28 protein-coding genes are annotated in these 25,108 nt (G+C 63.6%); 6 read left to right on the top strand and 22 right to left on the bottom strand.

Features of this window, described 5'->3' with window-relative positions; translation table 11 throughout:
* Positions 1–75: 75 nt before the first annotated feature.
* The 14 genes from GLR48_RS14030 to GLR48_RS13965 form a co-directional block, all read right to left on the bottom strand.
* Complete coding sequence (locus GLR48_RS14030; RefSeq protein ID WP_237062338.1) at positions 76–1,755, bottom strand: ribonuclease J; 1,680 nt, start codon at positions 1,753–1,755, stop codon at positions 76–78.
* Complete coding sequence (locus tag GLR48_RS14025; protein WP_237062337.1) at positions 1,752–2,525, bottom strand: type III pantothenate kinase; 774 nt, start codon at positions 2,523–2,525, stop codon at positions 1,752–1,754. Before GLR48_RS14025 ends, GLR48_RS14030 begins: the two co-directional genes overlap by 4 nt.
* 13 nt (positions 2,526–2,538) lie before the next feature.
* Complete coding sequence (locus tag GLR48_RS14020) at positions 2,539–3,300, bottom strand: biotin--[acetyl-CoA-carboxylase] ligase (RefSeq protein WP_272911413.1); 762 nt, start codon at positions 3,298–3,300, stop codon at positions 2,539–2,541.
* Positions 3,290–4,726, bottom strand: coding sequence for an NADH-quinone oxidoreductase subunit NuoN (nuoN, locus tag GLR48_RS14015; protein ID WP_237062336.1), 1,437 nt, complete (start codon positions 4,724–4,726; stop codon positions 3,290–3,292). Before nuoN ends, GLR48_RS14020 begins: the two co-directional genes overlap by 11 nt.
* Positions 4,727–4,738: 12 nt before the next feature.
* Positions 4,739–6,280 carry an NADH-quinone oxidoreductase subunit M gene (locus tag GLR48_RS14010; RefSeq protein ID WP_237062335.1) on the bottom strand — a complete coding sequence of 514 codons (1,542 nt, stop codon included), beginning with the start codon at positions 6,278–6,280 and terminating at the stop codon, positions 4,739–4,741.
* Positions 6,280–8,448, bottom strand: coding sequence for an NADH-quinone oxidoreductase subunit L (nuoL, locus tag GLR48_RS14005; protein WP_237062333.1), 2,169 nt, complete (start codon positions 8,446–8,448; stop codon positions 6,280–6,282). The genes GLR48_RS14010 and nuoL overlap by 1 nt, the downstream gene beginning before the upstream one ends.
* A gap of 5 nt (positions 8,449–8,453) precedes the next feature.
* Complete coding sequence (nuoK, locus tag GLR48_RS14000) at positions 8,454–8,759, bottom strand: NADH-quinone oxidoreductase subunit NuoK (protein ID WP_090187326.1); 306 nt, start codon at positions 8,757–8,759, stop codon at positions 8,454–8,456.
* A gap of 147 nt (positions 8,760–8,906) precedes the next feature.
* On the bottom strand, positions 8,907–9,512 hold the full coding sequence (locus tag GLR48_RS13995) for an NADH-quinone oxidoreductase subunit J (protein ID WP_237062331.1): 606 nt from the start codon (positions 9,510–9,512) through the stop codon (positions 8,907–8,909).
* Positions 9,509–9,910, bottom strand: a complete 402-nt coding sequence (locus GLR48_RS13990) for a carboxymuconolactone decarboxylase family protein (RefSeq protein ID WP_237062329.1) — start codon at positions 9,908–9,910, stop codon at positions 9,509–9,511. Before GLR48_RS13990 ends, GLR48_RS13995 begins: the two co-directional genes overlap by 4 nt.
* Complete coding sequence (gene nuoI / locus GLR48_RS13985) at positions 9,907–10,404, bottom strand: NADH-quinone oxidoreductase subunit NuoI (protein ID WP_237064557.1); 498 nt, start codon at positions 10,402–10,404, stop codon at positions 9,907–9,909. The genes GLR48_RS13990 and nuoI overlap by 4 nt, the downstream gene beginning before the upstream one ends.
* A 52-nt stretch (positions 10,405–10,456) precedes the next feature.
* Positions 10,457–11,494 carry an NADH-quinone oxidoreductase subunit NuoH gene (gene nuoH / locus GLR48_RS13980; protein WP_237062327.1) on the bottom strand — a complete coding sequence of 346 codons (1,038 nt, stop codon included), beginning with the start codon at positions 11,492–11,494 and terminating at the stop codon, positions 10,457–10,459.
* A 22-nt stretch (positions 11,495–11,516) separates the two neighbouring features.
* The gene (locus tag GLR48_RS13975; protein WP_442915797.1) at positions 11,517–11,906 is read right to left on the bottom strand and encodes a hypothetical protein; all 390 of its coding nucleotides are present in this window, start codon (positions 11,904–11,906) and stop codon (positions 11,517–11,519) included.
* Positions 11,907–11,911: 5 nt separating this feature from the next.
* On the bottom strand, positions 11,912–13,930 hold the full coding sequence (gene nuoG / locus GLR48_RS13970; protein ID WP_237062325.1) for an NADH-quinone oxidoreductase subunit NuoG: 2,019 nt from the start codon (positions 13,928–13,930) through the stop codon (positions 11,912–11,914).
* 123 nt (positions 13,931–14,053) lie between these two features.
* The gene (locus tag GLR48_RS13965; RefSeq protein ID WP_237062323.1) at positions 14,054–14,449 is read right to left on the bottom strand and encodes a DUF5333 domain-containing protein; all 396 of its coding nucleotides are present in this window, start codon (positions 14,447–14,449) and stop codon (positions 14,054–14,056) included.
* A 177-nt stretch (positions 14,450–14,626) separates the two neighbouring features.
* Between GLR48_RS13965 and GLR48_RS13960 the strand changes: the two genes are divergently transcribed.
* Positions 14,627–14,806: a hypothetical protein gene (locus GLR48_RS13960; protein ID WP_237062320.1), complete on the top strand. Its 180-nt coding sequence runs from the start codon at positions 14,627–14,629 to the stop codon at positions 14,804–14,806.
* On the opposite strand, the gene GLR48_RS13955 is transcribed toward GLR48_RS13960, so the two are convergent.
* The 7 genes from GLR48_RS13955 to GLR48_RS13930 form a co-directional block, all read right to left on the bottom strand.
* Positions 14,803–15,255, bottom strand: a complete 453-nt coding sequence (locus tag GLR48_RS13955) for a DUF3291 domain-containing protein (protein ID WP_237062318.1) — start codon at positions 15,253–15,255, stop codon at positions 14,803–14,805. The genes GLR48_RS13960 and GLR48_RS13955 overlap by 4 nt on opposite strands.
* Positions 15,252–15,707 (bottom strand): DUF3291 domain-containing protein, encoded by a 456-nt coding sequence (locus tag GLR48_RS13950; protein ID WP_237062316.1) that lies wholly within the window; start codon positions 15,705–15,707, stop codon positions 15,252–15,254. Before GLR48_RS13950 ends, GLR48_RS13955 begins: the two co-directional genes overlap by 4 nt.
* A gap of 16 nt (positions 15,708–15,723) precedes the next feature.
* On the bottom strand, positions 15,724–15,849 hold the full coding sequence (locus tag GLR48_RS25685; protein WP_272911412.1) for a hypothetical protein: 126 nt from the start codon (positions 15,847–15,849) through the stop codon (positions 15,724–15,726).
* A 186-nt stretch (positions 15,850–16,035) separates the two neighbouring features.
* Positions 16,036–16,362 carry a hypothetical protein gene (locus GLR48_RS13945; protein WP_237062313.1) on the bottom strand — a complete coding sequence of 109 codons (327 nt, stop codon included), beginning with the start codon at positions 16,360–16,362 and terminating at the stop codon, positions 16,036–16,038.
* The gene (gene nuoF, locus GLR48_RS13940) at positions 16,359–17,642 is read right to left on the bottom strand and encodes an NADH-quinone oxidoreductase subunit NuoF (protein ID WP_237062312.1); all 1,284 of its coding nucleotides are present in this window, start codon (positions 17,640–17,642) and stop codon (positions 16,359–16,361) included. Before nuoF ends, GLR48_RS13945 begins: the two co-directional genes overlap by 4 nt.
* A gap of 67 nt (positions 17,643–17,709) precedes the next feature.
* Entirely contained in the window at positions 17,710–17,925 is a 216-nt protein-coding gene (locus GLR48_RS13935) for a DUF5337 domain-containing protein (RefSeq protein ID WP_237062310.1), read from the bottom strand.
* Entirely contained in the window at positions 17,922–18,920 is a 999-nt protein-coding gene (locus GLR48_RS13930) for an endonuclease (RefSeq protein ID WP_237062309.1), read from the bottom strand. Before GLR48_RS13930 ends, GLR48_RS13935 begins: the two co-directional genes overlap by 4 nt.
* 207 nt (positions 18,921–19,127) lie before the next feature.
* Between GLR48_RS13930 and GLR48_RS25945 the strand changes: the two genes are divergently transcribed.
* From GLR48_RS25945 to GLR48_RS13915, 4 genes are read left to right on the top strand one after another with little or no spacing between them, the layout of a single operon-like run.
* The gene (locus GLR48_RS25945; RefSeq protein WP_336886635.1) at positions 19,128–19,475 is read left to right on the top strand and encodes a ScnB-like protein; all 348 of its coding nucleotides are present in this window, start codon (positions 19,128–19,130) and stop codon (positions 19,473–19,475) included.
* The gene (locus tag GLR48_RS25940; protein ID WP_336886634.1) at positions 19,453–19,734 is read left to right on the top strand and encodes an SH3-like domain-containing protein; all 282 of its coding nucleotides are present in this window, start codon (positions 19,453–19,455) and stop codon (positions 19,732–19,734) included. Before GLR48_RS25945 ends, GLR48_RS25940 begins: the two co-directional genes overlap by 23 nt.
* Positions 19,734–20,378, top strand: a complete 645-nt coding sequence (gene nthA, locus GLR48_RS13920; protein WP_237062308.1) for a nitrile hydratase subunit alpha — start codon at positions 19,734–19,736, stop codon at positions 20,376–20,378. Before GLR48_RS25940 ends, nthA begins: the two co-directional genes overlap by 1 nt.
* Before the next feature lie 15 nt (positions 20,379–20,393).
* Entirely contained in the window at positions 20,394–21,287 is an 894-nt protein-coding gene (locus GLR48_RS13915) for a lysophospholipid acyltransferase family protein (protein WP_237062307.1), read from the top strand.
* Here GLR48_RS13915 and GLR48_RS13910 read toward each other — a convergent pair.
* Positions 21,284–21,982 carry a DUF1223 domain-containing protein gene (locus tag GLR48_RS13910; RefSeq protein WP_237062306.1) on the bottom strand — a complete coding sequence of 233 codons (699 nt, stop codon included), beginning with the start codon at positions 21,980–21,982 and terminating at the stop codon, positions 21,284–21,286. The genes GLR48_RS13915 and GLR48_RS13910 overlap by 4 nt on opposite strands.
* A gap of 230 nt (positions 21,983–22,212) precedes the next feature.
* On the opposite strand from GLR48_RS13910, the gene acnA reads away from it, so the two are divergent.
* Positions 22,213–24,981: an aconitate hydratase AcnA gene (acnA, locus tag GLR48_RS13905; protein WP_237062305.1), complete on the top strand. Its 2,769-nt coding sequence runs from the start codon at positions 22,213–22,215 to the stop codon at positions 24,979–24,981.
* The last annotated feature ends 127 nt before the right edge of the window (positions 24,982–25,108 follow it).

The raw sequence follows: 25,108 nt of genomic DNA, 5'->3' as shown, positions 1-25,108 counted from the left end.
TAGCGCGCGTGACGATGTGAAAAAGGGCGCCGGACCTTTCGGTGCGCGCCCTTTTCGATTCAAGGAAAGTCTGGATCAGCCGAGGCGGCTGATCACCACGATGACTTCGGGCTTGCGGCCGATCTCGCTTTGCGCGGAGCGGCGGGCGATGTTCTTAATTTCTTTTTCAAGCTTCACGTCGTCGCGCAGGGTCTTGGCGTCGGCGCGGCCGATGAACTGGGCCAGATCCGCCTCCATTACCTCTGCCAGTGATGCATCGGACCGTCCGGTTTCGGCGAGGCCCGAGATTTCGACCCACGGATCACCCAAGGCATCGTCGTTTTCGTCGATGATCAGTGTGACGACCGCGACGCCGTTCAGCGCCATGCGGATCCGGTCGCGCACGACGCCGTCCATGGCGCCGATCTGCACCGAGCCGTCCAGATAGGTGCGGCCGGTTTCGACGTATTCGGCCACCGAGGGCTTGTTGCCCGACAGGTCGACCATCATGCCGTTCACAGCCACGATCCCCGGCAGACCGTAAAGGCCTGCGACCTTGACGTGTTCGCGCAGGTGGCGGTGTTCGCCGTGCATCGGGATCAGGAACTGCGGCTTGATGATCTGGTGCATGGTTTCCAGATCGGGCCGGTTCGCGTGACCGGAGACGTGATACTTACCGCCGTCGTCGCCGACGATGTCCACACCCAGCTCGCTCAGCTGGTTCATGATGCGGATCACGCCTTTCTCATTGCCCGGAATGGTCTTGGACGAAAACAGGAAGGTATCGCCTTCTTTCAGGTTCAGACCGAGGTAGGTACCCTGGCTGAGCTGGGCAGAGGCCGCGCGGCGTTCGCCTTGGGATCCGGTGACCAGCAGCATCAGTTGGTTGCGCGGGATGTTCTGCGCCTCTTCCGGGCCGACGGTATTGGGGAAATCGGTCAGCAGGCCGGTTTCCTTGGCCGCCTCGACCATGCGGTTCATCGACCGGCCCAGCAGGCAGACCGTACGGCCCGCGGCGACGGCGGCATCGGCCAGCGTCTTGAGGCGGGCGATGTTGGAGGCGAAGGTCGTCGCTGCGACCATGCCGGCGGCGTTCTTCATCAGGTCCGTGATAGCCGGGCCGATGGTGACCTCTGAGCGGCCAGCGTGGGGCGAGAAGATGTTGGTGCTGTCGCAGACCAACACCTTGACGCCGTCCTTGGCGATTTCCTGCCAAAGCTCGGTGTTGAAAGGGTCGCCGACGACCGGGGTCAGGTCGACCTTGAAGTCACCGGTGTGAACGATGCGCCCGTGGGGCGAGTCGATGACCAGACCGGCGCTTTCGGGGATCGAGTGGCTGATCGGGACGTAGGAGACCTTGAAGGGGCCGCAGTCGATCACTGCCGGATAGGGTTCGACAACCGTCACGACGTTGTCGGACTGGCCCTGTTCCTGCAGCTTGCGCTTGGCAATATTGGCGGTGAACTTGCGCGCGTAGATCGGCGCTCCCAGTTGTTCCCACAGCAGGCCCACGGCGCCGACGTGGTCCTCGTGCGCGTGGGTGATGAAGATGCCATCGATCTGGGCCCGGCGCTGTTTCAGCCAGGTGATGTCCGGAAAGATCAGGTCGACGCCGGGTGTCCCGTCCATGTCGGGGAAGGTCACGCCGAGGTCGACGACGATCAGGCGCTCCTTGCCCTTGGGGCCGTAGCCGTAGACATAGCAGTTCATCCCGATCTCTCCGGCACCGCCAAGCGGCATGTAGATCAGGCGGTCGTTTGCTTTTGCAGCACTCATGTATGGTCCTTGTTGTAATTGTGGATGACGGTCAGCCCGTGCATCGTCAGGTCATCCTCGACCCGGTCAAATAATTGGTCGCCTGTGGCGAAGAGTGAGGCCAGTCCACCGGTCCCGATGACGGTCATCTCTCGGCCACGTTCGGCTTTGATCCGTGCGGTTATCTCTTTCACGAGACCAATGTAACCCCAGAACGCACCGGACTGCATGCAGGCGACGGTATTCGTTCCGATCACGCGGTCTGGCTTGGTCACGTCCACATGAGGTAGGGCGGCCGCGGCCATGTGAAAGGCCTCGAGGCTCACGTTCACGCCGGGGGCAATAACTCCGCCGACATAGGCGCCGTCATCGTCCACCACATCGAGCGTCGTCGCCGTGCCGAAATCCACCACGATCAGGTTCCCGCCGTGACGATCAAAGGCGCCCGCCGTGTTCACGAGGCGGTCCGGCCCGACGGCCGTGCCCGGATCGACGCGCGGGGCCACCGGCAGTTTGCATTCGGGTTTACCCACGACGATGGGGCGGCAGTTGAAATAGCGGTCGGCGAGAACGCGCAGATTGAAGACGACGCGCGGCACCGTGGCGCTGACGATGACCTCGTCGATGTCGACCGCGACCTTTTGCATAGCCATCAGCGATTGCAGCCAGACGTAGTATTGGTCAGCCGTGCGCTGCCAGTCCGTCTTGGTCCGCCAGGTCGCCAGAAAGCGCGTCCCGTCCCAGATCGAGAACACGGTATTCGTGTTGCCGCAGTCGATGGCCAACAGCATGTCCGCCTCCTCTCTAGAAGTAGATGTCGGCGGCGGGAATGACGCGCGGCCCCTCCGGCGTGATCAGGACAAGGTTGCCGTCGTTGTCGATGGTGTCGAACGTGCCGGTGATGTCTTCGCGCGCCGTGCGGGCGGTGATGACCTCGCCCAGACGTGCGGCGTGGCGCAGCCAGTCGCTGCGGATGATCTCGAAATCGAACTCCCAGAGCTTGGCTTCCTGCGTGGCGTAGTCAGCGGCGAGGCGGATCAGGAAGTCATTGGGTGTCGGCACCCGCTCGCACGCGTCCACAAGGGAGACCGGCGGGAAGGCCGCATCGCGGATGCCGTCCGGTACATGGGCAAGGTTGACGCCAATCCCGACGGACAGCCAGTCCACGTATGGCCCCTGCCCGCTGGTTTCCAGCAGGATGCCAGCGACCTTGCCGCCGTTCAGCAGCACGTCGTTGGGCCATTTCAGGGACAACTTGGTGCGGTCGACATACATCGCCAGCGCCTCGAACAGGGCGACGGCGGCCATGAACGACCGCAGGCTGGCCTGCTGGGCCGTGCAATTGGGCTTGTAGACCAGCGTTGCGGCAAAATTACCGTCAGGCGTCTGCCAGCTCCGGCCACGCCGTCCCCTTGCACCGGTCTGCGCGTCGGCGATGATCCAGGTCGGGGCCTCAAGGGTCGGCGCGATCCGCGCCGCCTCTGACATGGTTGAATCCACGGTCTTCAGGTGGCGGCACAGCACGCCCTCTGGCCAGAGGGCGTCCGTGGTCGGATCAGTTGACAAGGGCTGCGGCGGCGGCTGCCGCGATCGGCTCGATGCCGAAAAGGTTGACGACGCCGAAGACCATCATGGCCGCCGAGACGAGCAGGAAGCCGCCCAGGATCGGCTGGGTCGGCGCGTCGAGCTTTTCGCCCTCTTCGCCGAAGTACATGTAGAAGACGATCCGCAGATAGTAATAGGCCCCGATGACCGAGGCGATCACACCGGCCACCGCCAGCCACGCCAGACCGGCGTCGTAGGCCGCCCGCAGGACGTAGAGCTTCCCGAAGAAGCCCACCATCGGCGGCACGCCCGCAAGGCTGAACATCAGGACCAGCATCGCCAGCGCGCGGGTCGGTTGATCCTTGGCATACATCTTCAGGCTCTGGATATCCGTCACCGGGCGCCCGTCACGTTCCATCCCGAGGATGAAGGCGAAGGTGCCGACGTTCATCGTGACGTAGATCGCCATATAGATCAGCATCGCCTGCACGCCGAAGGCGGTGCCGGCGGCCAGACCCATCAGGGCATAGCCCATGTGCGCGATGGAGGAGTAGGCCATCAGACGCTTGATGTCGCGCTGACCGATCGCGGCGATGGAGCCCAAGAACATCGACACGACCGACAGGAAGGCCACGATCTGCTGCCAGTCGCCAGTGATGCCGCCGAACGCGTCGAACATGACACGGGCGAACAGCGCCATGGCCGCCACCTTGGGGGCCGTCGCAAAGAAGGCCGTGACGGGCGTGGGCGAGCCTTCGTAGACGTCCGGCGTCCACATGTGGAACGGTGCTGCCGAGACCTTGAACGCAAGGCCCGAGATCAGGAACACGAGGCCGAACAGCAGTCCCAGCGACGGCTGGTCCTGCACGCCCGCGATGATGCCCGAAAACAGCGTGGTGCCGGCAAAGCCGTAGGTCAGCGAGGCACCGTAGAGCAGCAGGCCCGAGGACAGCGCGCCAAGGACGAAATACTTCAGCCCGGCCTCGGTCGAGCGGATGCTGTCGCGGCGCAGCGAGGCCACGACGTAAAGCGCCAGCGACTGCAGCTCCAGCCCCATGTAGAGCGACATCAGGTCACCGGCCGAAACCATGACCATCATGCCGACGACGGCTAGCGCGACCAGCAGCGGATATTCGAACCGCAGCAGGTTGCGGCGCGCCATGTAGGTCTCGCTCATCAACAACACGGCGGCAGCGGACAGCAGGATCGTGACCTTGGCAAAGCGGGAAAAACCGTCAGAGACGAACATGCCGTCAAAGGCGGGCACGGCACCGCCCTGCCGCGTCGCGATCCAGGCGGCCAGTAGCAGGAACACGCCCGACGTCAGCCAGACCAGCGTGGACGCGGCCCCGTCCTTGACCGTGTAGACCGCGCCCAGCAAAGCGACCATCGCATAGACCGCGAGGGCGATTTCCGGCAGGACGGTCTGGATATCGGCAGAAATCATGGGTCCGTTTCCTTAGTTCGCAGCAACTTGAGAGGCTGCCTCGTAGGCCGCCTGTGCCGTATCGTATTGGCCGATCAACGCCCCGACCGACGGGCCGATGATGTCGGTGACAAGGCTGGGATAGACGCCCAGCAACAAGGTCATCACCACCAGCGGCGCAAAGATCGCACGCTCGCGGCCGTTCATATCGGTGATCGACTTCAGGCTTTCCTTGATCAGGTCGCCCATGACGACCCGGCGATAGAGCCAGAGACCGTAGGCCGCCGACAGGATCACGCCCGAGGTCGCGACGACGGCGACCCAAGTGTTTTCCTGGAAGATCCCCATCAGCGTCAGGAATTCACCGACGAAACCGGAGGTGCCCGGCAGGCCGACGTTCGCCATCGTGAAGAACATGAAGACCATAGCGTAGGCCGGCATCCGGTTCACGAGGCCGCCGTAGGCATCGATGTCGCGGGTGTGCATCCGGTCATAGATCACGCCGACGCAAAGGAACATCGCGCCCGAAATGAAGCCGTGGCTGAGCATCTGGAAGATCGCGCCGTCGAGGCCCTGCTGGTTCACCGTGAAGATGCCCATGGTGACGTAACCCATGTGCGCGACCGAGGAATAGGCGATCAGCTTCTTCATGTCCTTCTGCACCAACGCGACGAGCGAGGTATAAACGATGGCGATGGCCGACAGCCACAGGACCATCGGTCCCATCACCTCTGACCCCACCGGGAACATCGGCAACGAAAACCGCAGGAAGCCGTAGCCGCCCATCTTCAGCAGGATCGCGGCCAGCACCACGGAGCCTGCGGTCGGCGCCTGCACGTGGGCGTCGGGCAGCCAGGTGTGGACTGGCCACATCGGCATCTTGACCGCGAAGCTGGCGAAGAACGCGAGGAACATCAGTGTCTGCGCGCCGCCGACGATGGTGATACCCAGCACCGCAAAGTCGGTGGACGGGAAATCCGTCGTCATCAGCGTCGGAATGTCGGTCGTGCCCGCGATGCTGAACATCGCGACCATCGCCACCAGCATCAGGACGGACCCGAGGAAGGTGTAGAGGAAAAACTTGAAGCTTGCGTAAATCCGGTTCGCCCCGCCCCAGATGCCGATGATCAGGAACATCGGGATCAGGCCGGCCTCGAAGAACAGGTAGAACAGGATCAGGTCCAGCGCCATGAAGACGCCCAACATCAGCGTTTCCAGCAGCAGGAAGGCGATCATGTATTCCTTGACCCGCGTCTCGACGCCCCAGCAGGCGCCGATCACCAGCGGCATCAGGAAAGTCGTCAGCATGACGAACAACACCGAAATGCCATCGACGCCCATCTTGTAGTTCAGACCCAGCAGCCAGGAATGCTGCTCGACCATCTGGAAATCGGTGTTCGCGGGATCGAAGCCGAACAGAATGAACAAAGACACAAGGAACGTGGCAGAGGTCGCGGCCAGCGCCACCCACTTGGCATTCCGCTGGGCCGCCACGTCATTGCCGCGCAGGAACAGCGCCAGAATGACGGCCCCGATCAGCGGAATGAACGTGGTGAGAGATAGCAGGTTGCCCATCAGTTGGCCCCTCCGGTGAGCGTGATCCAGGTCAGCAGCAGTGCGATGCCGGCCACCATGGCGAAGGCGTAGGTAAAGACGTAGCCCGACTGCATCCGCCCGGCGGTGCGGGTCAGGAACGGCACGATGCCAAGCGCCAGACCGTTGATGCCGCCGTCGATCGTGCCCTCGTCACCGCGGTGCCATAGGAACCGGCCGACGGCCAGCATGGGGCGCACGAAGATGAAGTTGTAGATTTCGTCGAAGTACCACTTGTTCAGCAGGAACTGGTACAGATGCGACTGGTTCGCGGCCAGCTTGGCTGGCAGGTCGGGACGGCGAATGTACATCTGGTAGGCCGTCAGGAACCCGATCAGCATCGCGATGAAGGGGCTGATCTTGACCCAGATCGGGCTTTCGTGCGCGCCGTCGATGGTGTGGTTGTCCGGCCCGATGAAGATTGCACCGGCACCCGGCTCTCCGCCAAAGACGAAGTGGTGGCCTTCGGTGTCAGGATCGTCGCCGGCGTGACCTTCGGCGGTGATCGCCTCGACGGCACCGGCGGCGTCGCCTTCGGCGGCCTGTTCGATGGCGACGGCGGGGCCTTCACCGTGGGCTGCGTCGGCAGCGGGTGCGCCTTCCTCGGCCTGCACTTCACCGGCGGCGGGGATTGCGAAGAAGGATGCGACCTTCTGCGTCTCGCCGAACATCGGGCCATACCAGATCATGCCTGCGAAGATCGCGCCAAGACTAAGCACGCCCAGCGGCACCAGCATGACCATCGGGGATTCATGGGCATGCTCGTGCGTGTGATGGTCGCCGCGCGGCGTGCCGTAGAAGGTCAGGAACATCAGACGCCAGCTGTAGAAGCTGGTGAACAGCGCCGCGATGACCAGCATCCAGAAGCTGTAGCCGGTGCCGCCTGCCCAGGCGCTTTCGATCACGGCGTCCTTGGACAGGAAGCCTGCGAAACCGATGTGGGTCAGCGGAATGCCGACGCCGGTGATCGCCAGCGTGCCGATTAGCATGGCGGCGAAGGTATAAGGCAGCTTTTTCCGCAAACCGCCATAGTTCCGCATGTCCTGTTCGTGGTGCATCCCGTGGATCACCGAGCCTGCACCGAGGAACAGCATCGCCTTGAAGAAGGCATGCGTCAGCAGGTGGAACATGGCGACGGAATAGACGCCGACGCCGGCTGCCACGAACATGTAGCCCAGCTGCGAACAGGTCGAATAGGCGATGACGCGCTTGATGTCGGTCTGCACCAGACCCACGGTCGCGGCAAAGAACGCGGTGGAGGCGCCGATGAAGACGATCATCTGCTTGGCCTCGGGGGCGTATTCGAACAGGGGTGACATGCGGCAGACGAGGAAGACACCGGCGGTGACCATGGTCGCGGCGTGGATCAGCGCGGACACCGGTGTCGGGCCTTCCATGGCGTCGGGCAGCCAGGTGTGCAGGAACAGTTGCGCGGACTTGCCCATCGCACCGATGAACAGCAGCACGCCGATCAGGTTGGCGGCATTCCACTCCGTCCAGAGGAAGACGATCTGCGTCTGCGCGATCTCTGGCGTCTGCGGAAAGATATCGGCGAACTTGACCGAGTCGGTCAGGTAAAACAGGCCGAAGATCCCGAGGGCGAAGCCGAAGTCGCCGACCCGGTTGACCACGAACGCCTTGATCGCGGCGGCATTGGCGCTTGGCTTGCGGTAGTAGAAGCCGATCAGCAAGTAGGATGCGACGCCCACGCCTTCCCAGCCAAAGAACATCTGGATCAGGTTGTCGGCGGTCACCAGCATCAGCATGGCGAAGGTGAAGAACGACAGGTAGGCAAAGAACCTCGCCCGGTACGGCGTGCCGTCCTTGAAGTTGTCGTCATGCGCCATGTAGCCGAAGGAATAGAGGTGCACGAGCGCAGAGACCGTCGTGATGACGATCAGCATGATCGCGGTCAGGCGGTCCAGCCGGATTGCCCAGTCCGCAGAGAGGGACCCGCTTTCGATCCAGCGCAGCACCTGAATGTCCTGTGTCTGACCATCAAAGCCCAGAAACACGACCCAGGACAAGAAAGCCGCGAGGAACAGCAGCGATGTGGCGACCCATTGCGCCGGCTTTTCGCCGATCATGCGCCATGTAAAGCCGCAGATCAGGGCACCGACAAGCGGTGCGAACAGGATGATCGTTTCCATGTGCCTTAGCCCTTCATCACGTTGACGTCTTCAACGTCGATGGTCCCGCGGTTGCGGAAGAAGCAGACCAGAATGGCCAGACCGATGGCAGCCTCGGCCGCGGCGACGGTCAGGACGAACAGGGTGAACACCTGCCCCACCAGATCGCCAAGGAAGCTGGAAAACGCGACGAAGTTGATGTTCACCGCCAGCAGCATCAGCTCGATGCTCATCAGCAGGATGATCACGTTCTTGCGGTTGAGAAACAGCCCGAAGATGCCGATGACGAACAGCGCCGCCGCCACCACAAGATAATGTTCCAGTCCGATCATGCGCTTGGTCCCTCTGGGCGTTTCGCCCGTCTTGTTCTGGTCTTAGCCGAAGAAAGTGTAGCCGCCGCCGAAGACGAGGATCAGTACGATGATCAGCGCGGCAATGGTTGTATTCGACATCGGTCTTGTCCTTCGGTTGGGGCGGCCTTACAGGCCCTGCCCCGGTTTCACGTCTTTCAGTTCCATCGCCAGCGCCGGATCCCGGTGCATCTGGGCGATGACGTTCTGGCGCTTGATGTCGACGCGGTGGCGCAGGGTCAGCACGATCGCACCGATCATGGCGACCAGCAGGATCAGACCCGCCAGCTGGAACAGGATGATGTAGCGGTCATAGATCAGCAGACCCAGACCCGTGGTGTTATAGCTGTCCGGCACCGGTGCCGCGAGGCGCGACGCGATATCGTCGGAAAAGGTCCAGGCACCCATGGCGATGGCCAGCTGCATCAGCACCACGACGCCGATCAGCAGACCCAGCGGCAGGTATTTCGACATCTCGGCCTTCAGCTCGGCGAAATCGACGTCCAGCATCATCACAACGAACAGGAACAGCACGGCGACGGCGCCGACGTAGACGATGATCAGCAGCATGGCGACGAATTCGGCGCCCAGCGTGACGAACAGGCCCGCCGAGGACAGGAACGCAAGGATCAGCCACAGCACCGAATGGACCGGGTTGCGCGACAGGACTGTCATCAGCCCGCCCATGATCGTTGTGATCGCGAACAGGTAGAAGGTGAACACGAATGGGGTCATGCCTCGTCGTCCTTTTTCATCACGTCGTTGGCGATTTCCATCGCCTTCTGCATCGACGGCACGCCGCCGAACATGGCGGCCATGGCGATCGTCTCGGCGACTTCCTTCTGGGTGGCACCCGCCTCGACCAGATGGCGCACAGTCAGGCGCAACTGCGCCTCGGCCTGCGCGCCCATGATCGTCAGCCCCATCAACGTCATCAACAGCCGCGTCTTGGCGTCAAGTCCGTCCGGATTCAACCCCTTGCCAAAGAAGGTTTCCATCATTTCCTTGGGCATCGTCGGCCACAGCGCCTCGAACCCCTTGGGCGTAAAGGATTCCATCGCAGGGTTGAGCTGTTTCACCCAGTCCTGCCCCATGGTCATCATGGCCTCGAAGGGGTTCTTGGCGTCGGTCATCTGTAGGGCGCATCCATTTCAAGATTGCGGGCGATCTCGGATTCCCAGCGGTCGCCGTTCGCCAGCAGCTTTTCCTTGTCGTAGTATAGCTCTTCGCGCGTCTCGGTGCTGAATTCGAAGTTCGGACCTTCGACGATGGCATCGACCGGGCAGGCTTCCTGGCAGAAGCCGCAGTAGATGCACTTGGTCATGTCGATGTCATAGCGCGTGGTGCGGCGCGACCCGTCATCGGTGCGGGGCGCCGCGTCGATGGTGATCGCCTGTGCCGGGCAGATCGCCTCGCAGAGCTTGCAGGCGATGCAGCGTTCCTCGCCATTGGGATAGCGGCGCAGGGCGTGTTCACCGCGGAAACGGGGCGACAGGGGCCCCTTTTCGTGCGGATAGTTCACGGTGGCCTTGGGGGCGAAGAAATACTTCATCCCCAGACCGAACCCTTTCCAGAAGTCCTGCAGCAGGAAATATTTCGCGGCGCGGGTGTAGTCCATCAGATCCAGACCTCCAGCCCAGTGAGGGCGGTTAGTTGAGAGTTGGCAGCGCGTGTCACGGTCAGATGCCCCATGTCCAGCGCGCCCAGAAGCCGCCGAAGACCTCGAATTTCGCAAGGAAGGCGATCAGCACGACCCAGACAAGGCTCAGCGGCAGGAAGACCTTCCAGCCGATCCGCATCAGCTGGTCGTAGCGGTAGCGCGGCGTGATCGCCTTCACCATGGCGAACATGAAGAAGCAGGCCAGCATTTTCAGCACCATCCACAGGATGCCGTCAGGCAGACCGGGGATCGGGGACAGCCAGCCGCCAAGGAACAGCAGCGACACCAGCGCGCACATCAGCACGACGGCCATCAGCTCGCCGATCATGAACAGCAGGAACGGGGTGGAGGAATATTCGACCTGATAGCCCGCGACCAGTTCCGACTCGGCCTCTGGCAAATCGAACGGCGGGCGGTTGGTTTCAGCCAGCGCCGAGATGAAGAAGAGGAACAGCATCGGGAAGTGGGCGACCCAGTACCACGACAGCAGGCCCGCGCCACGCTGCGCCTCGACGATGTCGCCGAAGTTCATCGACCCGGTCGAGATGATGATGCCGACGATGATCAGGCCGAGCGAGACCTCATACGAAATCATCTGTGCGGCGGAGCGCAGCGAGCCAAGGAACGGATACTTGGAGTTCGAGGCCCAGCCGCCCATGATGACGCCGTAGACCTCGAGCGATGAGACGGCGAAGACGAAGAGGATGGCGACGTTGATATCCGACAGCACCCAGCCGGTGTTGAAGGGAATGACCGACCACGCGATCACCGGCAGGACGAAGGACAGCAGCGGTGCGATGAAATAGACCGCCTTGTCCGCGCCGGCGGGGACCACGATTTCCTTGACGATGTATTTCAGGAAATCCGCGAAGGACTGCAAAACGCCCCAAGGTCCGACGACGTTGGGACCACGGCGCATCTGCACGGCGGCCCAGACCTTGCGGTCGGCATACATCAACATGGCAAGGCCCAGCAGCAGCGGGATCAGAACCAGCAGACACTGCCCCAGGATCAGCAGGATGATCCCCGTGTTCGTCGTGGTGAAAAAGTTGACCATGGTTTCCTCTGACCCTTCGTCTTCAGACCGTCGGTATGCCCGACGTGCCGCAATCTGCAACGGTGACGACCGCGTCGATGGTCACCAATCCGCGCGGCAGGTCCGGCGAGATGGTGTAAACAGCATCCGCGGCCCAAGTGCCACCCTCTTCGGTCACGTTCGTCCGCACCAGACGGGCGAAATTGTAACCCCTGATCAGAGCATACTGCGCCGCAGCACACTCTGCGTATTTTTCCACCGCTTCCGGCGTATCGGGCCCCCGCAGGGACACCTTGAAGTTCACCAGATCGCCGTCAAGCAATTCCGTACGCACGCCCAGATATTCCGGACGCTGAACCTGTGCCGACGGCGGCGCGTCATTTGCCCCGCTGCACCCCGCCAGAACCACGGCGGCCACGCAAACCCACCGCACCGGGATCACTCCGCCGCGATCTTGTCCGTCACACGCATCTTCGCGTTGGCGCTCAGCTCTGCCATCAGGGTCGATGCGCGCGCGATCGGGTTCGACAGGTAGAAGTCGCTGACCGCATTGGTAAAGTCGCCGGTGCCCAGATCGCCACCTTCGGCCAGCACCCAGTCGTTTTCGGCGACGACGTCGATCTTGCCCAGATGCGGGTGCGCCTCGATCAGCGCCCGGCGCAGTTGCGCCAGCGAATCGAACGGCAGCGTGGCGTCCAGTTCGGCGCTGAGCGCGCGCAGGATCGCCCAGTTTTCCTTGGCCTGCCCCGGCGGAAAGCTGGCACGCATCGCCAGCTGCGGGCGGCCTTCGGTGTTCACGAAGAGGCCGTTTTCTTCCGTGTAGGCGGCGGACGGCAGGATCACATCAGCGCGGTGCGCGCCACGGTCGCCGTGGCTGCCCTGGTAGACGACGAAGGCACCCGTTGCGATGTCGATTTCGTCGGCGCCGAGGTTGAACACGACCTCGGCCCCGTCCAAAGCGGCGACGATGCCACCTTCGGTCACGGCACCCACATCCATCGCCCCCACACGGGACGCGGCGGTGTGCAGCACCATGAATTTCGACTGCGTCCGCTCGGCCAGCGTCATGGCCTTGTTCAGCACGGCAGCACCGTCGTCACCGGTCAGCGCGCCTTGGCCCACGATGACGAGCGAGTCCTGCTCCAGCACCTTGTCGAAGGTGTTGTCCAGCACTTTGGACAGTGCGGCGCGGTCGTTGCCCATGTGAATGGCCTCGAAAGTCAGATCGACGGCTTCACCGATCAGGCCGACGTCTGCACCACGGCTCCACGCGCGACGCAGACGGCTGTTCAGCACGGGTGCCTCGGCGCGGGGGTTGGTGCCGATCAACTGAATCATCATGGCATTGTCGATGTCGGCAATCGCGGCCGTCCCGACATAGCCGCTGCGATTACCGATCGGCAGCTTTGCGCCGTCCGTGCGGCACTCGACGTGACCGCCCTGCCCCTCGATCAGCTGCTTGAGGGCAAAGGCCGCCTCGACCGGGGCCAGATCACCCACGAGGCCGGCAACCTTCTTGCCCTTCATGGCGGATGCGACCTTGGCGAGCGCTTCCGGCCAGTCGGCTTTGCGCAGCTTGCCGTTTTCGCGGATGTACGGCGTGTCCAGACGCTGGCGGCGCAGACCGTCGAAGACGAAGCGTGTCTTGTCGTTGATCCACTCTTCGTTCACGCCGTCATGGTTGCGCGGCAGGATGCGCATGACATCGCGGCCCTTGGTATCGACGCGGATGTTGGAGCCGAGTGCGTCCATCACGTCGATGGATTCAGTCTTGGACAGCTCCCACGGACGCGCGGTGAAGGAATAAGGCTTGCTGACCAGCGCGCCCACCGGGCAGAGGTCGATGATGTTGCCCTGCATGTTCGACGACAGCGTCTCGCCCAGATAGGACGTAATCTCGGCATCCTCGCCGCGCCCGGTCTGGCCCATCTGGTGGATGCCCGCGACCTCGGTCGTGAAGCGGACGCAGCGGGTGCAGGAGATGCAGCGCGTCATGTGGGTTTCGACCAGCGGGCCAAGGTTCAGATCCTCGGTCGCGCGCTTGGGTTCGCGAAAGCGGCTGAAATCGACGCCGTAGGCCATCGCCTGATCCTGCAGGTCGCACTCGCCGCCCTGATCGCAGATCGGGCAGTCGAGGGGGTGGTTGATCAGCAGGAATTCCATCACGCCCTCGCGGGCCTTCTTGACCATCGGGCTGTTGGTTTTCACGACGGGCGGCTCGCCGTCCTTGCCGGGGCGCAGGTCCTTGACCTGCATGGCACAGCTTGCGGTCGGTTTGGGCGGGCCACCCACGACCTCGACCAGACACATGCGGCAGTTGCCTGCGATGCTCAGCCGTTCGTGGTAGCAGAAACGCGGGATCTCGATGCCGGCGACCTCGCAGGCCTGAATGAGCGTCATCGCCCCTTCGACCTCGATCACCTGACCATCGATGTTGATTTTGCGCAGATCGGACATGAACGCCTCCGGCTTCCGGACCCTTGCCCGGGCGCGAGGTCCGGGCGTTTGAGGGGCGTTCTATCCCTTTGACCGCTGGGATGCCAGACGGTGCCGCTCTTTTTTCGGACTGTGCCCTGCGGCTTACCGCAGCAGACGCCCGACTCCGGTGCCCTTGGCGATTTGGTCACGGCCCACGGCGCAATAGCTCGCCTCTTCGCCGGGGACGACCCCCAGCTGGACAAGCTGCGCCCGTGCGATCCCCTCCAGCCGTTTCTTTTCGACCTTGTCGTCGACATAGGTGTCGATTTCGGTGCTGGAATACCCCAGTTCGCGCGCCCGGCTTTTCAGGTTCAACAAGGTCGTGATCCCGCGCAGCTTGCGCGCGTCGATGCTGCCGCATTTCTCGCTGATCTCGTAGGCCATCCCGACCACCAGAAGGCCGTCGCGAATCTCTGCCTCGTCCTTCAACCCCGCGGCCTGCGCGGTGCTGCCAAGGCCGAATGCCAAAGCGGCGGCGATCGTGAGGAAAGTGCGCATCGTGTCTGCTCCTGTCTGCGGGATGTTTGCATCCCCTTGGCCCGCTACATCGGTGCGGGGCCCCTGCTATGCAATATCGCGCGGGCGTTTGTGCCTAACGATGCCCCGGCACGTCCGGTTCCGGAACCGCCGTGCCGCACTGCGGGTTGACCTGTCGTCACTCTGGAGGAGACAGCCATGACCGATGTGAAGAAGACCGATCTGCACGACACCGCCGCAACCGCCGACGCCCAGACCGAGAAGTTCCGCAAGACCGGTCAGGCGCACGCGGACGACACGCCCGACACCAGCGCCCATGTGACCGAGAACATGCCGCAGGGCGACAAGGAAACGCTGAAAAAGACGATGAAGGACTAGGTCAGGTTCGCCCGCGCCCAGTCCCAGCCGAAAGCCTGCGCCGTGTCGCCCTTGGTGCGGCGCAGGTCGAGCATGGACAGCGCCTCGTCGAGGGTCGGTTCGTGATCCTCTGCGATGGGCCACATGACGAAATGCTGGTCCGCCAGCACTTCGAACCAGTCGCGGCGCCGGGCCATGAAGCGTGCGTGCAGCGTCTTGTGGACGAAGGCGTCGAGGCTTGCGAAGTCGCGCCAGACGGTCAGATTGCTGACGAACCGCGGGTCGCCATCGATCTTGGCATCGGTGTTGCCCGTGCCCGGCGCGCCTGACCCTTCCATCATCCAGACGAATCCCGCCATCCGCTTGCCCAGCCCGTTGATCCGGTCGAGGTTCGCCATGAACTCTGCCACCCGCGGATCATCGGTGGGGGCGACCAGCCGCCCGATGTTCAGTTCGGCCAGATGGGTCATGACCGCAGACGCTGCATCAGGCTGGCAGCGCCGAAGACCGTCCCCGTCTCGCCCTGCTGTTTCAGGTCGCGCCAGTGTGCCATGCCTTCCGTGACAGTCGGACGGTGACCGTCGGGTATGTCCCAGATCACCAGATGACTGCGGTCATCGGGCAGGTACCATTCGGCACCGCGCGCAAGGAACCGGCTGTGCAGGGTCTGGTTGACGAAGCGCCACAGACTGTCGGCATCTGCCCAGACCGAAAGTGTCGATGCGGTGTTGGGCCTGTCCGCCAGCGGCCCGTCCGGATCGCGTTGCACGGCATCCATGCCGGCGTCGTCCAGCATCCAGATAAACCCCGGACTGCGCTGTGCGATGGCGTTCACACGCCCGATCGCGGTTTCGAAATCCGCGATGCGCGGATCGCCAAAGGGGTGTTTCAGGGTGCCGAAGTTGAATTCCGCCAAAGGCATCCGGCACCCTGCGTCGTTATTTGGACGTCGTGTCGTAGACGGGTTCCTGAACCGGCGCGACCATCATCGGCTCCATCGGTTCGGGCTTCTTGGCGCAGGCGGTTGCAGCGACAAGAACGGCTGCCATCATCACGAATTTCATAGGTATTATCCTTCACACCCGGTCACATGAAACACGCAGTCAGACCGACAGGGCGACCGTCGACAGCGCAGACGGCGGCACGTTGTCCGCGTCGTGGTAAAGCTTAAAGACCATCGACCGCTTGTCGATACGGTAGCACATCTTTGGCCGCCAAGCGTGTCGTTTGCGCCAGCATGGCGTGGCGGATTATTGCCGGGCCGGCGCGCCTGGCTGCTTTCCGGGCGCGCACAGCACCTCGAACGTCATCATGCCATCCTTGATCGATGCCAGTCGGGACGACACCGCGACACCCCAGTCCGGATAGCGGCAGCCGGACATTTCCGCCGCGGCCTTCGATTGCTTGATATCGACTTCTGACAAGGCGGCACCCTTGCGCCGCACCGCGACATTGACAGTCCAAGTGCGCGGTCCCGCACCGTCCGCGCTGTCGGTGGCCGACGTATCGGCCCATGTCAGCCCCGCGCCGCAGATCAGCCAAAGGGCGAAGCTGCCGCGCAGGACGAGATATTTCACTCTGCGGCGACCGGGATACGCTTGTGCTTGATGCGGTCCTCGATCTCTCCGCGGAAGTTGCGGATCAGACCCTGGATCGGCCAGGCGGCGGCGTCGCCCAGGGCGCAGATCGTGTGGCCTTCGACCTGCTTGGTCACGTCCAGCAGCATGTCGATTTCCTCGACCGCGGCATTGCCCTGCACCAGCCGTTCCATGACGCGCATCATCCAGCCCGTGCCTTCGCGGCAGGGGGTGCACTGGCCGCAGGATTCGTGCTTGTAGAACTTGGACAGCCGCCAGATCGCCTTGATCATGTCGGTGCTCTGATCCATCACGATCACCGCCGCGGTGCCGAGGCCCGAGCGCTGTTCGCGCAGCCAGTCGAAGTCCATGATCGCGCCCTCCATCTGCTCTGCCGTCAGGCAGGGCACGGAGGATCCGCCGGGGATCACGGCCTTAAGGTTCTTCCACCCACCACGGATGCCGCCGCAATGCTTGTCGATCAACTCCTTGAAGGGGATCGACATTTCTTCCTCGACCACACAGGGGTTGTTGACGTGGCCCGAAATCGCAAAGAGCTTCGTGCCCGCGTTGTTCGGCCGCCCCATGCCCGCAAACCAGGCCCCGCCACGGCGCAGGATCGTCGGCACCACGGCGATGGATTCCACGTTGTTCACCGTGGTCGGGCAGCCATAAAGGCCCGCGCCGGCCGGGAACGGCGGCTTCATCCGCGGCATGCCTTTCTTGCCTTCAAGGCTTTCCAGCAGCGCCGTTTCCTCGCCGCAGATATAGGCACCGGCGCCGTGGGCGAGGTAGATGTCGAAGTCCCAGCCGGACCCGCAGGCGTTCTTGCCGACCAGACCGGCGTCATAAGCCTCGTCGATCGCGTTCTGCAGCGCCTCTTTCTCGCGGATGTATTCGCCGCGGATATAGATATAGCAGGCATGTGCCTGCATCGCGAAGCTGGCGATCAGGCACCCTTCGATCAGCGTATGCGGATCGTGGCGCATGATTTCCCGGTCCTTGCAGGTGCCGGGTTCCGATTCGTCGGCGTTCACGACCAGATAGCTGGGCCGCCCGTCCGATTCCTTGGGCATGAAGGACCATTTCAGACCGGTCGGGAAACCGGCACCGCCGCGTCCGCGCAGGCCCGACGCCTTCATCTCGTCCACGATCCAGCCCGCACCCTTGCCAAGGATGTCCTTGGTCCCATCCCAATGGCCACGCGCCTGCGCGCCCTTCAGCGAACGGTCGTGCATCCCGTAGAGGTTGGTGAAAATGCGGTCCTGGTCTTTCAGCATCGGATTGTCCCTTGAAAGCTGGGGCGGGGGACGGGCCCCCAGAGGATCGGAATGCGGCAAAGCACCCCTATTGCCGGGTCTTCTGCCAGATTCTGAGCGTGACAACCAGTGACCAAATGAACGCAGCCATCGACACCAGATACATCAGGATCTCGTATTTCGGCGCGAGGCCCAGTTGCGCCACGATCCAGGGTGCCAGCATCGCCAGCACCCCGGCGGTCGCGATCACGACAGCGGCGATGCGCCCCTGTCGTCCCGTCTCGTCATCATGTCGGTCCGTCATGCGTCGTAAACACCGCCCTTATCCACGCGGTTGGAAAACTCTGTTTCGCCGCCACTTGCAAGGGTGCGCGCCTGCGGAATCCAGTCGTCGCGGGTCACGCGGCCCTTGAAGCCCTTCAGGTTATCATCCATCCAGGCCACTTCCGGCGCGGACCACGCGGCGATCTGGTCGAAATGATAGATGCCCATCTCGTGCAATGTTTCCTCCAGCCGCGGCCCCACACCCTTGATCTGCTTGAGGTCATCCGGCCCGCCGTCGCGCGGGGCGGTCATCACCTGCGGCTTGTCGGCCACGGACGGCTGCTGCGCTTCCGCCTCGGAGGTGCCGGGTGCGCCGGGGTGTGCCACAGCCCCCGTATCTGCGTCGGGCTGCGCGTCGGCCTCTGACGCGCCACGGTCGGCGGTATAGGTCCAGCTGCCTTTGCGCGACGCCAGTTCCTCTTGCCCCGCCAGGCGGGCAGAGGGTTTCAACCCACCGTTTGCCTGTGGCGCGGGGGCCTTTGCATCGGCTGCGTCCGGCGTGGCGGCGGTGGGCACATCGGGATTGGCGGTCGCCGTCCCGGCATGCGTCACCGCAGCGCCGGACGGCGTTTGCACGACGGTTTCATGGCCCTGTGGCGCGTCGTAGGGCTGTGTCGGTGTCGCCATCCCGTCTTTTTGCGATGCGGTCCCGGACCGCTCTGCCGAGGGTGACGTCGGCGCCATTGCGGCAGGGGCCGCGGCGCGGTGCGGCGTCTGGGTGCCGGGTCTGTCGCGGCCACCCTCCGACGCGGGCAATGGCGTGACCGGACCGATGCCCAGCCCCATCGGGCGCACCTTCGGCTCTCTCCACCCCAACAGCAGGGCCACAGCGACAATGGCACCGACGATCGCCATGATGAAGATCGACCCGGCGATGCCGTAGTCATACATCACGAAGCCGACGGCACCGCCGATGAAGCCGAACACGCCGGCAATCAGCAGGATTCCCAGTTCCTTGGGTGCAGTATCTTTCATCTTCCCCTCCCGGTCTGAACGGCCCCAGCCGGGCCTGATTGGTCTGCACGGGGACAGCCGGATGTCGCACCGACCGCCCGTCTTCACGGTGATGTTAGCGCAAATGTCGCAGGTCACAAATAATTTCGCGTATCGGTTGCGCGGCGCGCTTCAGGCCCACGCGCGAAGCGCTGGACGCCGCAGAACAACTGGCCTAGCCTTCGTCGCATGACACAGGACGACACATCCCCCGGCCACCGCTGGCACGACATGGGCGGCACCTCGGCCGGTCCGGTGCCGGATGCATCCCACGACTTCGCCCTATGGGAAAAGCGCGTGGATGCGTTGATGGTGCTGTGTTCCGGCAAGGGCCTGTTTACCGTCGACGGCTTGCGCCGCGTGCTTGAAGACATGGGGCCGGAGACCTTTGCCAGCCGCAGTTATTATGACCGCTGGATCGCCGCGATCTGCCAGAACCTGATCGAGTCCGGCAGCTTCACCACCGCCGAACTGGCCGAACGGATGGCAGAGGTCGCACAGCGGGGACAGACCTATGCCGACGCCACTGCACGCTGAACCGGGCGCCCGGGTGCGGGTGCGCGACTGGGCGCCGCCCGGCCACGTGCGCACGCCCGCCTACCTGCGTGGTCGCATCGGCACGGTAGAACGTGTGCTGGGACCGTTCCCGAACCCCGAGGATCTAGCCTATCGCCGTCCCGGCACGCCCCTGCCCCTTTACCGCGTCCGGTTCGCGGCTGCAGACCTTTGGCCCGACGCCACCCCCGGCGACACGCTGGAGGCGGAAATCTACGCCCATTGGCTGGAGGACGCCTGATGCCCCACGATCATCACGAAGACGGACACCTGTCCCCCTCGGGCCACCCCTACCGGGCGGATCAGGACACCGGTCTGTCCTATTGGCAGACGATGGAAATCGCCGTGCGCGAGTTGCTGATCGACAAGGGCGTGCTGACCGCCGCGCAGATTGCCGACCAGATCACGGCGATGGACGACCGCACGCCCGCCAACGGCGGCGCCGTCGTGGCGCGGTTCTGGACTGACCCTGCGTTTGCCACGGCGCTGCTGGCGGACGGCACCGCAGCGGTCAAGGAGATGGGGTTCGACCTTGGCCCGATGCACCTGATCGCCCTGCCCAATACGGAATCCCTGCATAACGTCGTCGTCTGCACGCTCTGTTCATGCTATCCGCGCAACCTGCTGGGTCTGCCGCCGGACTGGTACAAATCCCGCGCCTACCGCGCCCGCACCGTGCGCGAACCGCGTCGGGTGCTGGCGGAATTCGGCGTCACCCTGCCGGACGACGTGCAGGTGCGCGTCCATGACAGCACCGCCGACATGCGTTATCTGGTCGTGCCGCAGCGCCCCGCGGGGACCGAAGGTTGGGACGCCGCACGGCTCGCGACCCTCGTGACACGCGACAGCATGATCGGCACGGGGCTTCCAAAATCCGCGGCGTGACGCTACCTGACGGGCATGACGCAGCCTGACACCCACGACGCACCGCACGGCAGCCGCAGCGAGTGGCTGCAGGACCGCGCCCTGCGCGCGATCATCGCGACGATGAACCGCCTGCCCTATGCGACGCGCGTCAGGACGATGGGGTCCGTGATGGCCCGCGCGGCAGGGCCGCTGGCGGGCTACCGGCGGCGGGCGATGACGCAGCTGGCGCTGATCTATCCCGACATGGACACCGCTACCCGGCGCGATCTGGCGATCCGGGTCTGCGACAATTTCGGCCGCACCCTGATCGAGAATTACGCCAACCGCGACTTTGCCGCCCATCTAGCGGACACGAAGCCGACCGGCGCAGGGTTGGCCCCGCTGGCGCAGGCGCGCGCGGACGGGCGGCCCGTGATCTTCGTCACCGGGCATTTCGGCAACTTCGAGGCGCCGCGCCACGTTCTGACGCAGGCCGGCATGACGATCGGCGGCCTTTACCGGCCCATGGCGAACGCCTTCGTCGATAGCCACTACCGCGAAACGATGACAAGCTGGGGCGGCCCGGTCTTTGCCCAAGGATCGCGCGGCACCATCGGCTTTGCCCGCCACATCAAGGGCGGCGGCATGGGCACGCTGCTGTTCGACGTCCACGTCTTTCGCGCGACGCCGATCCCGTTTCTGGGCCAACCCGCGCTGACCTCGCTCGCCGCGGCCGAGATGGCGTTGCGCTTCGACGCGCTGCTGATTCCCTACTTCGGCACCCGGCAGCCAGATGGTCTGTCCTTTGACGTGACGGTCGAGGCGCCGATCCCGCACAGCGACCCCGTCACCATGATGACCGAGGCGACGGACCGCCTGGCGGCGCGGGTCACAGCGGACCCCGCCCAGTGGTTCTGGGTCCACCGGCGCTGGCGCAGCCCGGCCTAGCGCAGGCGGATGGCCCCGAGGATCGGGCCATTGGCCCCGTCCTGCACGATCACCACCACCGGCTGATCCCCCGGTGCGCTGATCTGCATGTGCAACGGTTGCGCGGTGCTCCACGGTCCAACCGGCGCCCAGCTTGTGACGACATTGCGGTAGACGACGGTCTTGCCCGCGTTCTCGCCTTTTGCGATATCGCGCACGACTTCGGGATCATAGCGCACCAGCTGCACGAGGGCGGTCTCGGGCACCGGACCCACAGCCTGCCCGGTGAGCGTCAACATGTCACCCGCGCGGGACAGATCAAGGCTGACCGGATCGGCCGAGGCCGGGTGCGACGCAACGCTGTCCATCGCGACGACCGGGTGAGACCCCACGAACTCGTCCACCCCCGCCACGACCATCTGCGGCGTATAGACCTGCCGCGCCTGCCAGGTTTGCGCATAGCCGCGCTGACGCTCTGTAAAGGCCGCCTGACCCAGATCGTCGGTCCAACCAATGTAGTCCCAGTAATCGACATGCAGCGCGAGCGCGATCACGTCGTCCCGGTCCGCCAGCTGCGCCAGGATCCGGTCCGCCGGCGGGCAGCTTGAACATCCCTGAGAGGTATAAAGTTCAACCACCGTGCCTCTTTCCTGTGCCACGACAGGCGGCGCGACCATCATGGCACCGAAGGCAAAGGCAGACACAAGATGGCGCATGAGGGGACATATCCGGATGATGAAGCTGGCTTTTGTCTAAACAGACCGGTCTGAAATGACCAATCAAGCAATTGCGACAATCCGGAAACGTGACTTTCTGCACACCATCGCAGCAGGCACCCCTTTTTGTATACTGTTGCATACATTTGATCGTGACTGCCCCTTGATCGCACCTGCAGCATGGGGCAAAAGCGATGCAAGCCATCTTTCCTCAACCTGAAGGAACCGCAATGACCGTCACCGTCGGCAAAGATACCGCAAAGACCCGCAAGACACTGACCGTGGGCGACCAGTCCGTCGCCTACTATTCCATCGACGCGGCCACGAAGGCCGGTCTTGGCGATTTCAGCAAGTTGCCTGCCGCGCTGAAGGTCGTGCTGGAAAACATGCTGCGGTTCGAGGACGGCAAGACCGTCACCGTGGACGACATCAAGGCCTTTGCCACATGGGCCGATCAGGGCGGTCAGAACCCGATCGAGATCGCCTACCGCCCGGCCCGCGTGCTGATGCAGGACTTCACCGGCGTCCCCGCCGTCGTCGACCTTGCCGCCATGCGTGACGGCATCAAGGCGCTGGGTGGCGACGCGCAGCAGATCAACCCGCTGAACCCGGTCGATCTGGTCATCGACCACTCGGTCATGATCGACGAATTCGGCAACCCCCGCGCGTTCCAGATGAACGTCGACCGCGAGTACGAGCGGAACATGGAACGCTACCAGTTCCTGAAGTGGGGCCAGAACGCGTTCAACAACTTCCGGGTCGTGCCGCCGGGCACCGGCATCTGCCATCAGGTGAACCTAGAATACCTCGCCCAGACCGTCTGGACCGACAAAGACCAGAACGGCGAGATGATCGCCTATCCCGACACCCTCGTCGGCACCGACAGCCACACCACGATGGTCAACGGCCTCGCCGTCCTCGGCTGGGGCGTCGGTGGGATCGAGGCTGAGGCCGCGATGCTGGGCCAGCCGATCTCCATGCTGATCCCCGAAGTCGTGGGATTCGAGCTGACCGGCGAGATGATGGAAGGCACCACCGGCACCGACCTCGTGCTGAAGGTCGTCGAGATGCTGCGCGCTCACGGCGTCGTCAGCAAGTTCGTCGAATTCTACGGCGCAGGCCTCGACAAGCTGCCGCTGGCCGACCGTGCGACCATCGCCAACATGGCCCCCGAATACGGCGCCACCTGCGGCTATTTCCCGATCGACAACGAAACCCTGCGCTATCTGCGCAACACGGGCCGTGAGGAAGACCGCATTGCGCTGGTCGAAGCCTACGCCAAGGCCAACGGTTTCTGGCGCGATGCCACCTACGCGCCGGTCTACACCTCGACCCTGCACCTCGACATGGGGACCATCGTCCCCGCGATCTCTGGCCCCAAGCGTCCGCAGGACTACATCGCCCTGACCGAAGCCGCCGGTGCGTTCGGCAAGTACATCGCCGGCCAGCGGACCGAAAAGTCCGTTCCCGCCGAACAGAAAGCCGACATGCGCGAAGAAGGCGGCCCCGCAGCCCCGCACCACATCCCCGGCGATCAGGGCCACCACAAATCCCAGAAAGTCGAAGGCGAGGATTACACGATCCACGACGGGTCCATCGTGATCGCCTCGATTACCTCCTGCACGAACACCTCGAACCCCTACGTCATGATCGGCGCAGGCCTTGTCGCGCGCAAGGCGCACGCCCTCGGCCTGAGGCGCAAGCCTTGGGTCAAGACCTCGCTCGCGCCCGGCTCTCAGGTCGTTTCGGCCTATCTGGAGGCGGCGGATCTGCAAAAGGATCTGGACGCCATCGGTTTCAACCTCGTGGGCTACGGCTGCACCACCTGCATCGGCAACTCCGGCCCGATCCAGAAGGAACTGTCCGACGCCATCACCAAGGGCGATCTGATCGCGACCTCCGTCCTGTCGGGCAACCGCAACTTCGAAGGTCGTATTTCGCCAGACGTGCGCGCGAACTATCTCGCCTCCCCGCCGCTGGTCGTGGCCTATGCGCTGGTCGGCGACATGAACGTCGACATCACCAAGGAGCCGCTGGGGCAGGACCAGAACGGCAAGGACGTCTTCCTCAAGGACATCTGGCCCACCTCCGATGAAATCAACGCGCTGGTCGAAAAGACCGTCACGCGCGAGGCATTCCAGTCAAAATATGCCGACGTCTTCAAGGGCGACGAAAAGTGGCAGGCGGTCGAGGTCACGGACTCAGAGACCTACAACTGGCCGCCGCAGTCGACCTACGTCCAGAACCCGCCCTATTTCAAGGACATGCCCAAGGACGCAGGCACGATCCATAACCTGAAGGACGCCAAGGTGCTGGCCGTTCTGGGCGACATGGTCACGACCGACCACATCTCCCCCGCCGGATCGTTCAAGGAAAGCAGTCCCGCCGGCAAATACCTGACCGAACACCAGGTGCCCGTGCGCGAATTCAACTCCTACGGATCGCGTCGCGGCAACCACGAAGTCATGATGCGCGGCACCTTCGCCAACATCCGCATCAAGAACGAGATGCTTGACGGCGTCGAAGGCGGCTACACCAAGGGCCCCGACGGCAACCAGACCTCGATCTTCGACGCCGCCATGGCTTATGAAGAGCAAGACACCCCGCTGGTGATCTTCGCCGGCGAACAATATGGCGCAGGCTCCTCCCGCGACTGGGCGGCCAAGGGCACGGCCCTTCTGGGCGTGAAGGCCGTGATCGCCGAGAACTTCGAGCGGATCCACCGGTCCAACCTCGTCGGTATGGGCGTCATCCCGTTCGAGTTCACGGGTGGTGACACGCGCAAGACGCTGGGTCTGACGGGCGAAGAAACGGTCAGCATCGACGGCCTCGACACGATCAAGCCGCTGGAAGTCGTCAAGGCGCATATCACGATGGCCGATGGAACGACCAAGACCATCGACATCAAGTGCCGGATCGATACGGCAATCGAGATCGAGTACATCGAGCACGGCGGAGTCCTGCACTACGTGCTGCGGAACCTCGCCAAGGCGTCCTGATCCGCCACCCGCCCTGTTTCGCAAAGGCCGCGCTCCACTGGCGCGGCCTTTGTCGTTTCACCGCCAAGTCACGCCGTGTTTAACGGTTCAGATCACCTGGCCCCGACACTGGTGCGAACGGCTCACG

It is taken from the genome of Loktanella sp. M215 (assembly GCF_021735925.1).
In the GTDB taxonomy this organism is placed as follows: Bacteria; Pseudomonadota; Alphaproteobacteria; order Rhodobacterales; family Rhodobacteraceae; genus Loktanella.
This window is presented reverse-complemented; position numbering and strand designations above follow the sequence as displayed.

Coding starts and splice junctions, on each gene's coding strand:
- GLR48_RS14025 (WP_237062337.1), bottom strand. CDS start 2,525: ATGCTGTTGGCCATCGACTGCGGCAACACGAATACCGTGTTCTCGATC.
- GLR48_RS13915 (WP_237062307.1), top strand. CDS start 20,394: ATGACGCAGCCTGACACCCACGACGCACCGCACGGCAGCCGCAGCGAG.
- GLR48_RS13950 (WP_237062316.1), bottom strand. CDS start 15,707: ATGCCTTTGGCGGAATTCAACTTCGGCACCCTGAAACACCCCTTTGGC.
- GLR48_RS25945 (WP_336886635.1), top strand. CDS start 19,128: ATGACACAGGACGACACATCCCCCGGCCACCGCTGGCACGACATGGGC.
- nthA (WP_237062308.1), top strand. CDS start 19,734: ATGCCCCACGATCATCACGAAGACGGACACCTGTCCCCCTCGGGCCAC.
- GLR48_RS13935 (WP_237062310.1), bottom strand. CDS start 17,925: ATGACGGACCGACATGATGACGAGACGGGACGACAGGGGCGCATCGCC.
- acnA (WP_237062305.1), top strand. CDS start 22,213: ATGACCGTCACCGTCGGCAAAGATACCGCAAAGACCCGCAAGACACTG.
- nuoG (WP_237062325.1), bottom strand. CDS start 13,930: ATGTCCGATCTGCGCAAAATCAACATCGATGGTCAGGTGATCGAGGTC.
- GLR48_RS13960 (WP_237062320.1), top strand. CDS start 14,627: ATGACCGATGTGAAGAAGACCGATCTGCACGACACCGCCGCAACCGCC.
- GLR48_RS13910 (WP_237062306.1), bottom strand. CDS start 21,982: ATGCGCCATCTTGTGTCTGCCTTTGCCTTCGGTGCCATGATGGTCGCG.
- GLR48_RS13990 (WP_237062329.1), bottom strand. CDS start 9,910: ATGACCGACGCCAAGAACCCCTTCGAGGCCATGATGACCATGGGGCAG.
- GLR48_RS13995 (WP_237062331.1), bottom strand. CDS start 9,512: ATGACCCCATTCGTGTTCACCTTCTACCTGTTCGCGATCACAACGATC.
- GLR48_RS13955 (WP_237062318.1), bottom strand. CDS start 15,255: ATGACCCATCTGGCCGAACTGAACATCGGGCGGCTGGTCGCCCCCACC.
- GLR48_RS13930 (WP_237062309.1), bottom strand. CDS start 18,920: ATGAAAGATACTGCACCCAAGGAACTGGGAATCCTGCTGATTGCCGGC.
- GLR48_RS25940 (WP_336886634.1), top strand. CDS start 19,453: ATGCCGACGCCACTGCACGCTGAACCGGGCGCCCGGGTGCGGGTGCGC.
- GLR48_RS25685 (WP_272911412.1), bottom strand. CDS start 15,849: ATGAAATTCGTGATGATGGCAGCCGTTCTTGTCGCTGCAACCGCCTGC.
- nuoN (WP_237062336.1), bottom strand. CDS start 4,726: ATGATTTCTGCCGATATCCAGACCGTCCTGCCGGAAATCGCCCTCGCG.
- nuoF (WP_237062312.1), bottom strand. CDS start 17,642: ATGCTGAAAGACCAGGACCGCATTTTCACCAACCTCTACGGGATGCAC.
- GLR48_RS14030 (WP_237062338.1), bottom strand. CDS start 1,755: ATGAGTGCTGCAAAAGCAAACGACCGCCTGATCTACATGCCGCTTGGC.
- nuoL (WP_237062333.1), bottom strand. CDS start 8,448: ATGGAAACGATCATCCTGTTCGCACCGCTTGTCGGTGCCCTGATCTGC.
- GLR48_RS14010 (WP_237062335.1), bottom strand. CDS start 6,280: ATGGGCAACCTGCTATCTCTCACCACGTTCATTCCGCTGATCGGGGCC.
- nuoH (WP_237062327.1), bottom strand. CDS start 11,494: ATGGTCAACTTTTTCACCACGACGAACACGGGGATCATCCTGCTGATC.
- nuoK (WP_090187326.1), bottom strand. CDS start 8,759: ATGATCGGACTGGAACATTATCTTGTGGTGGCGGCGGCGCTGTTCGTC.
- GLR48_RS13965 (WP_237062323.1), bottom strand. CDS start 14,449: ATGCGCACTTTCCTCACGATCGCCGCCGCTTTGGCATTCGGCCTTGGC.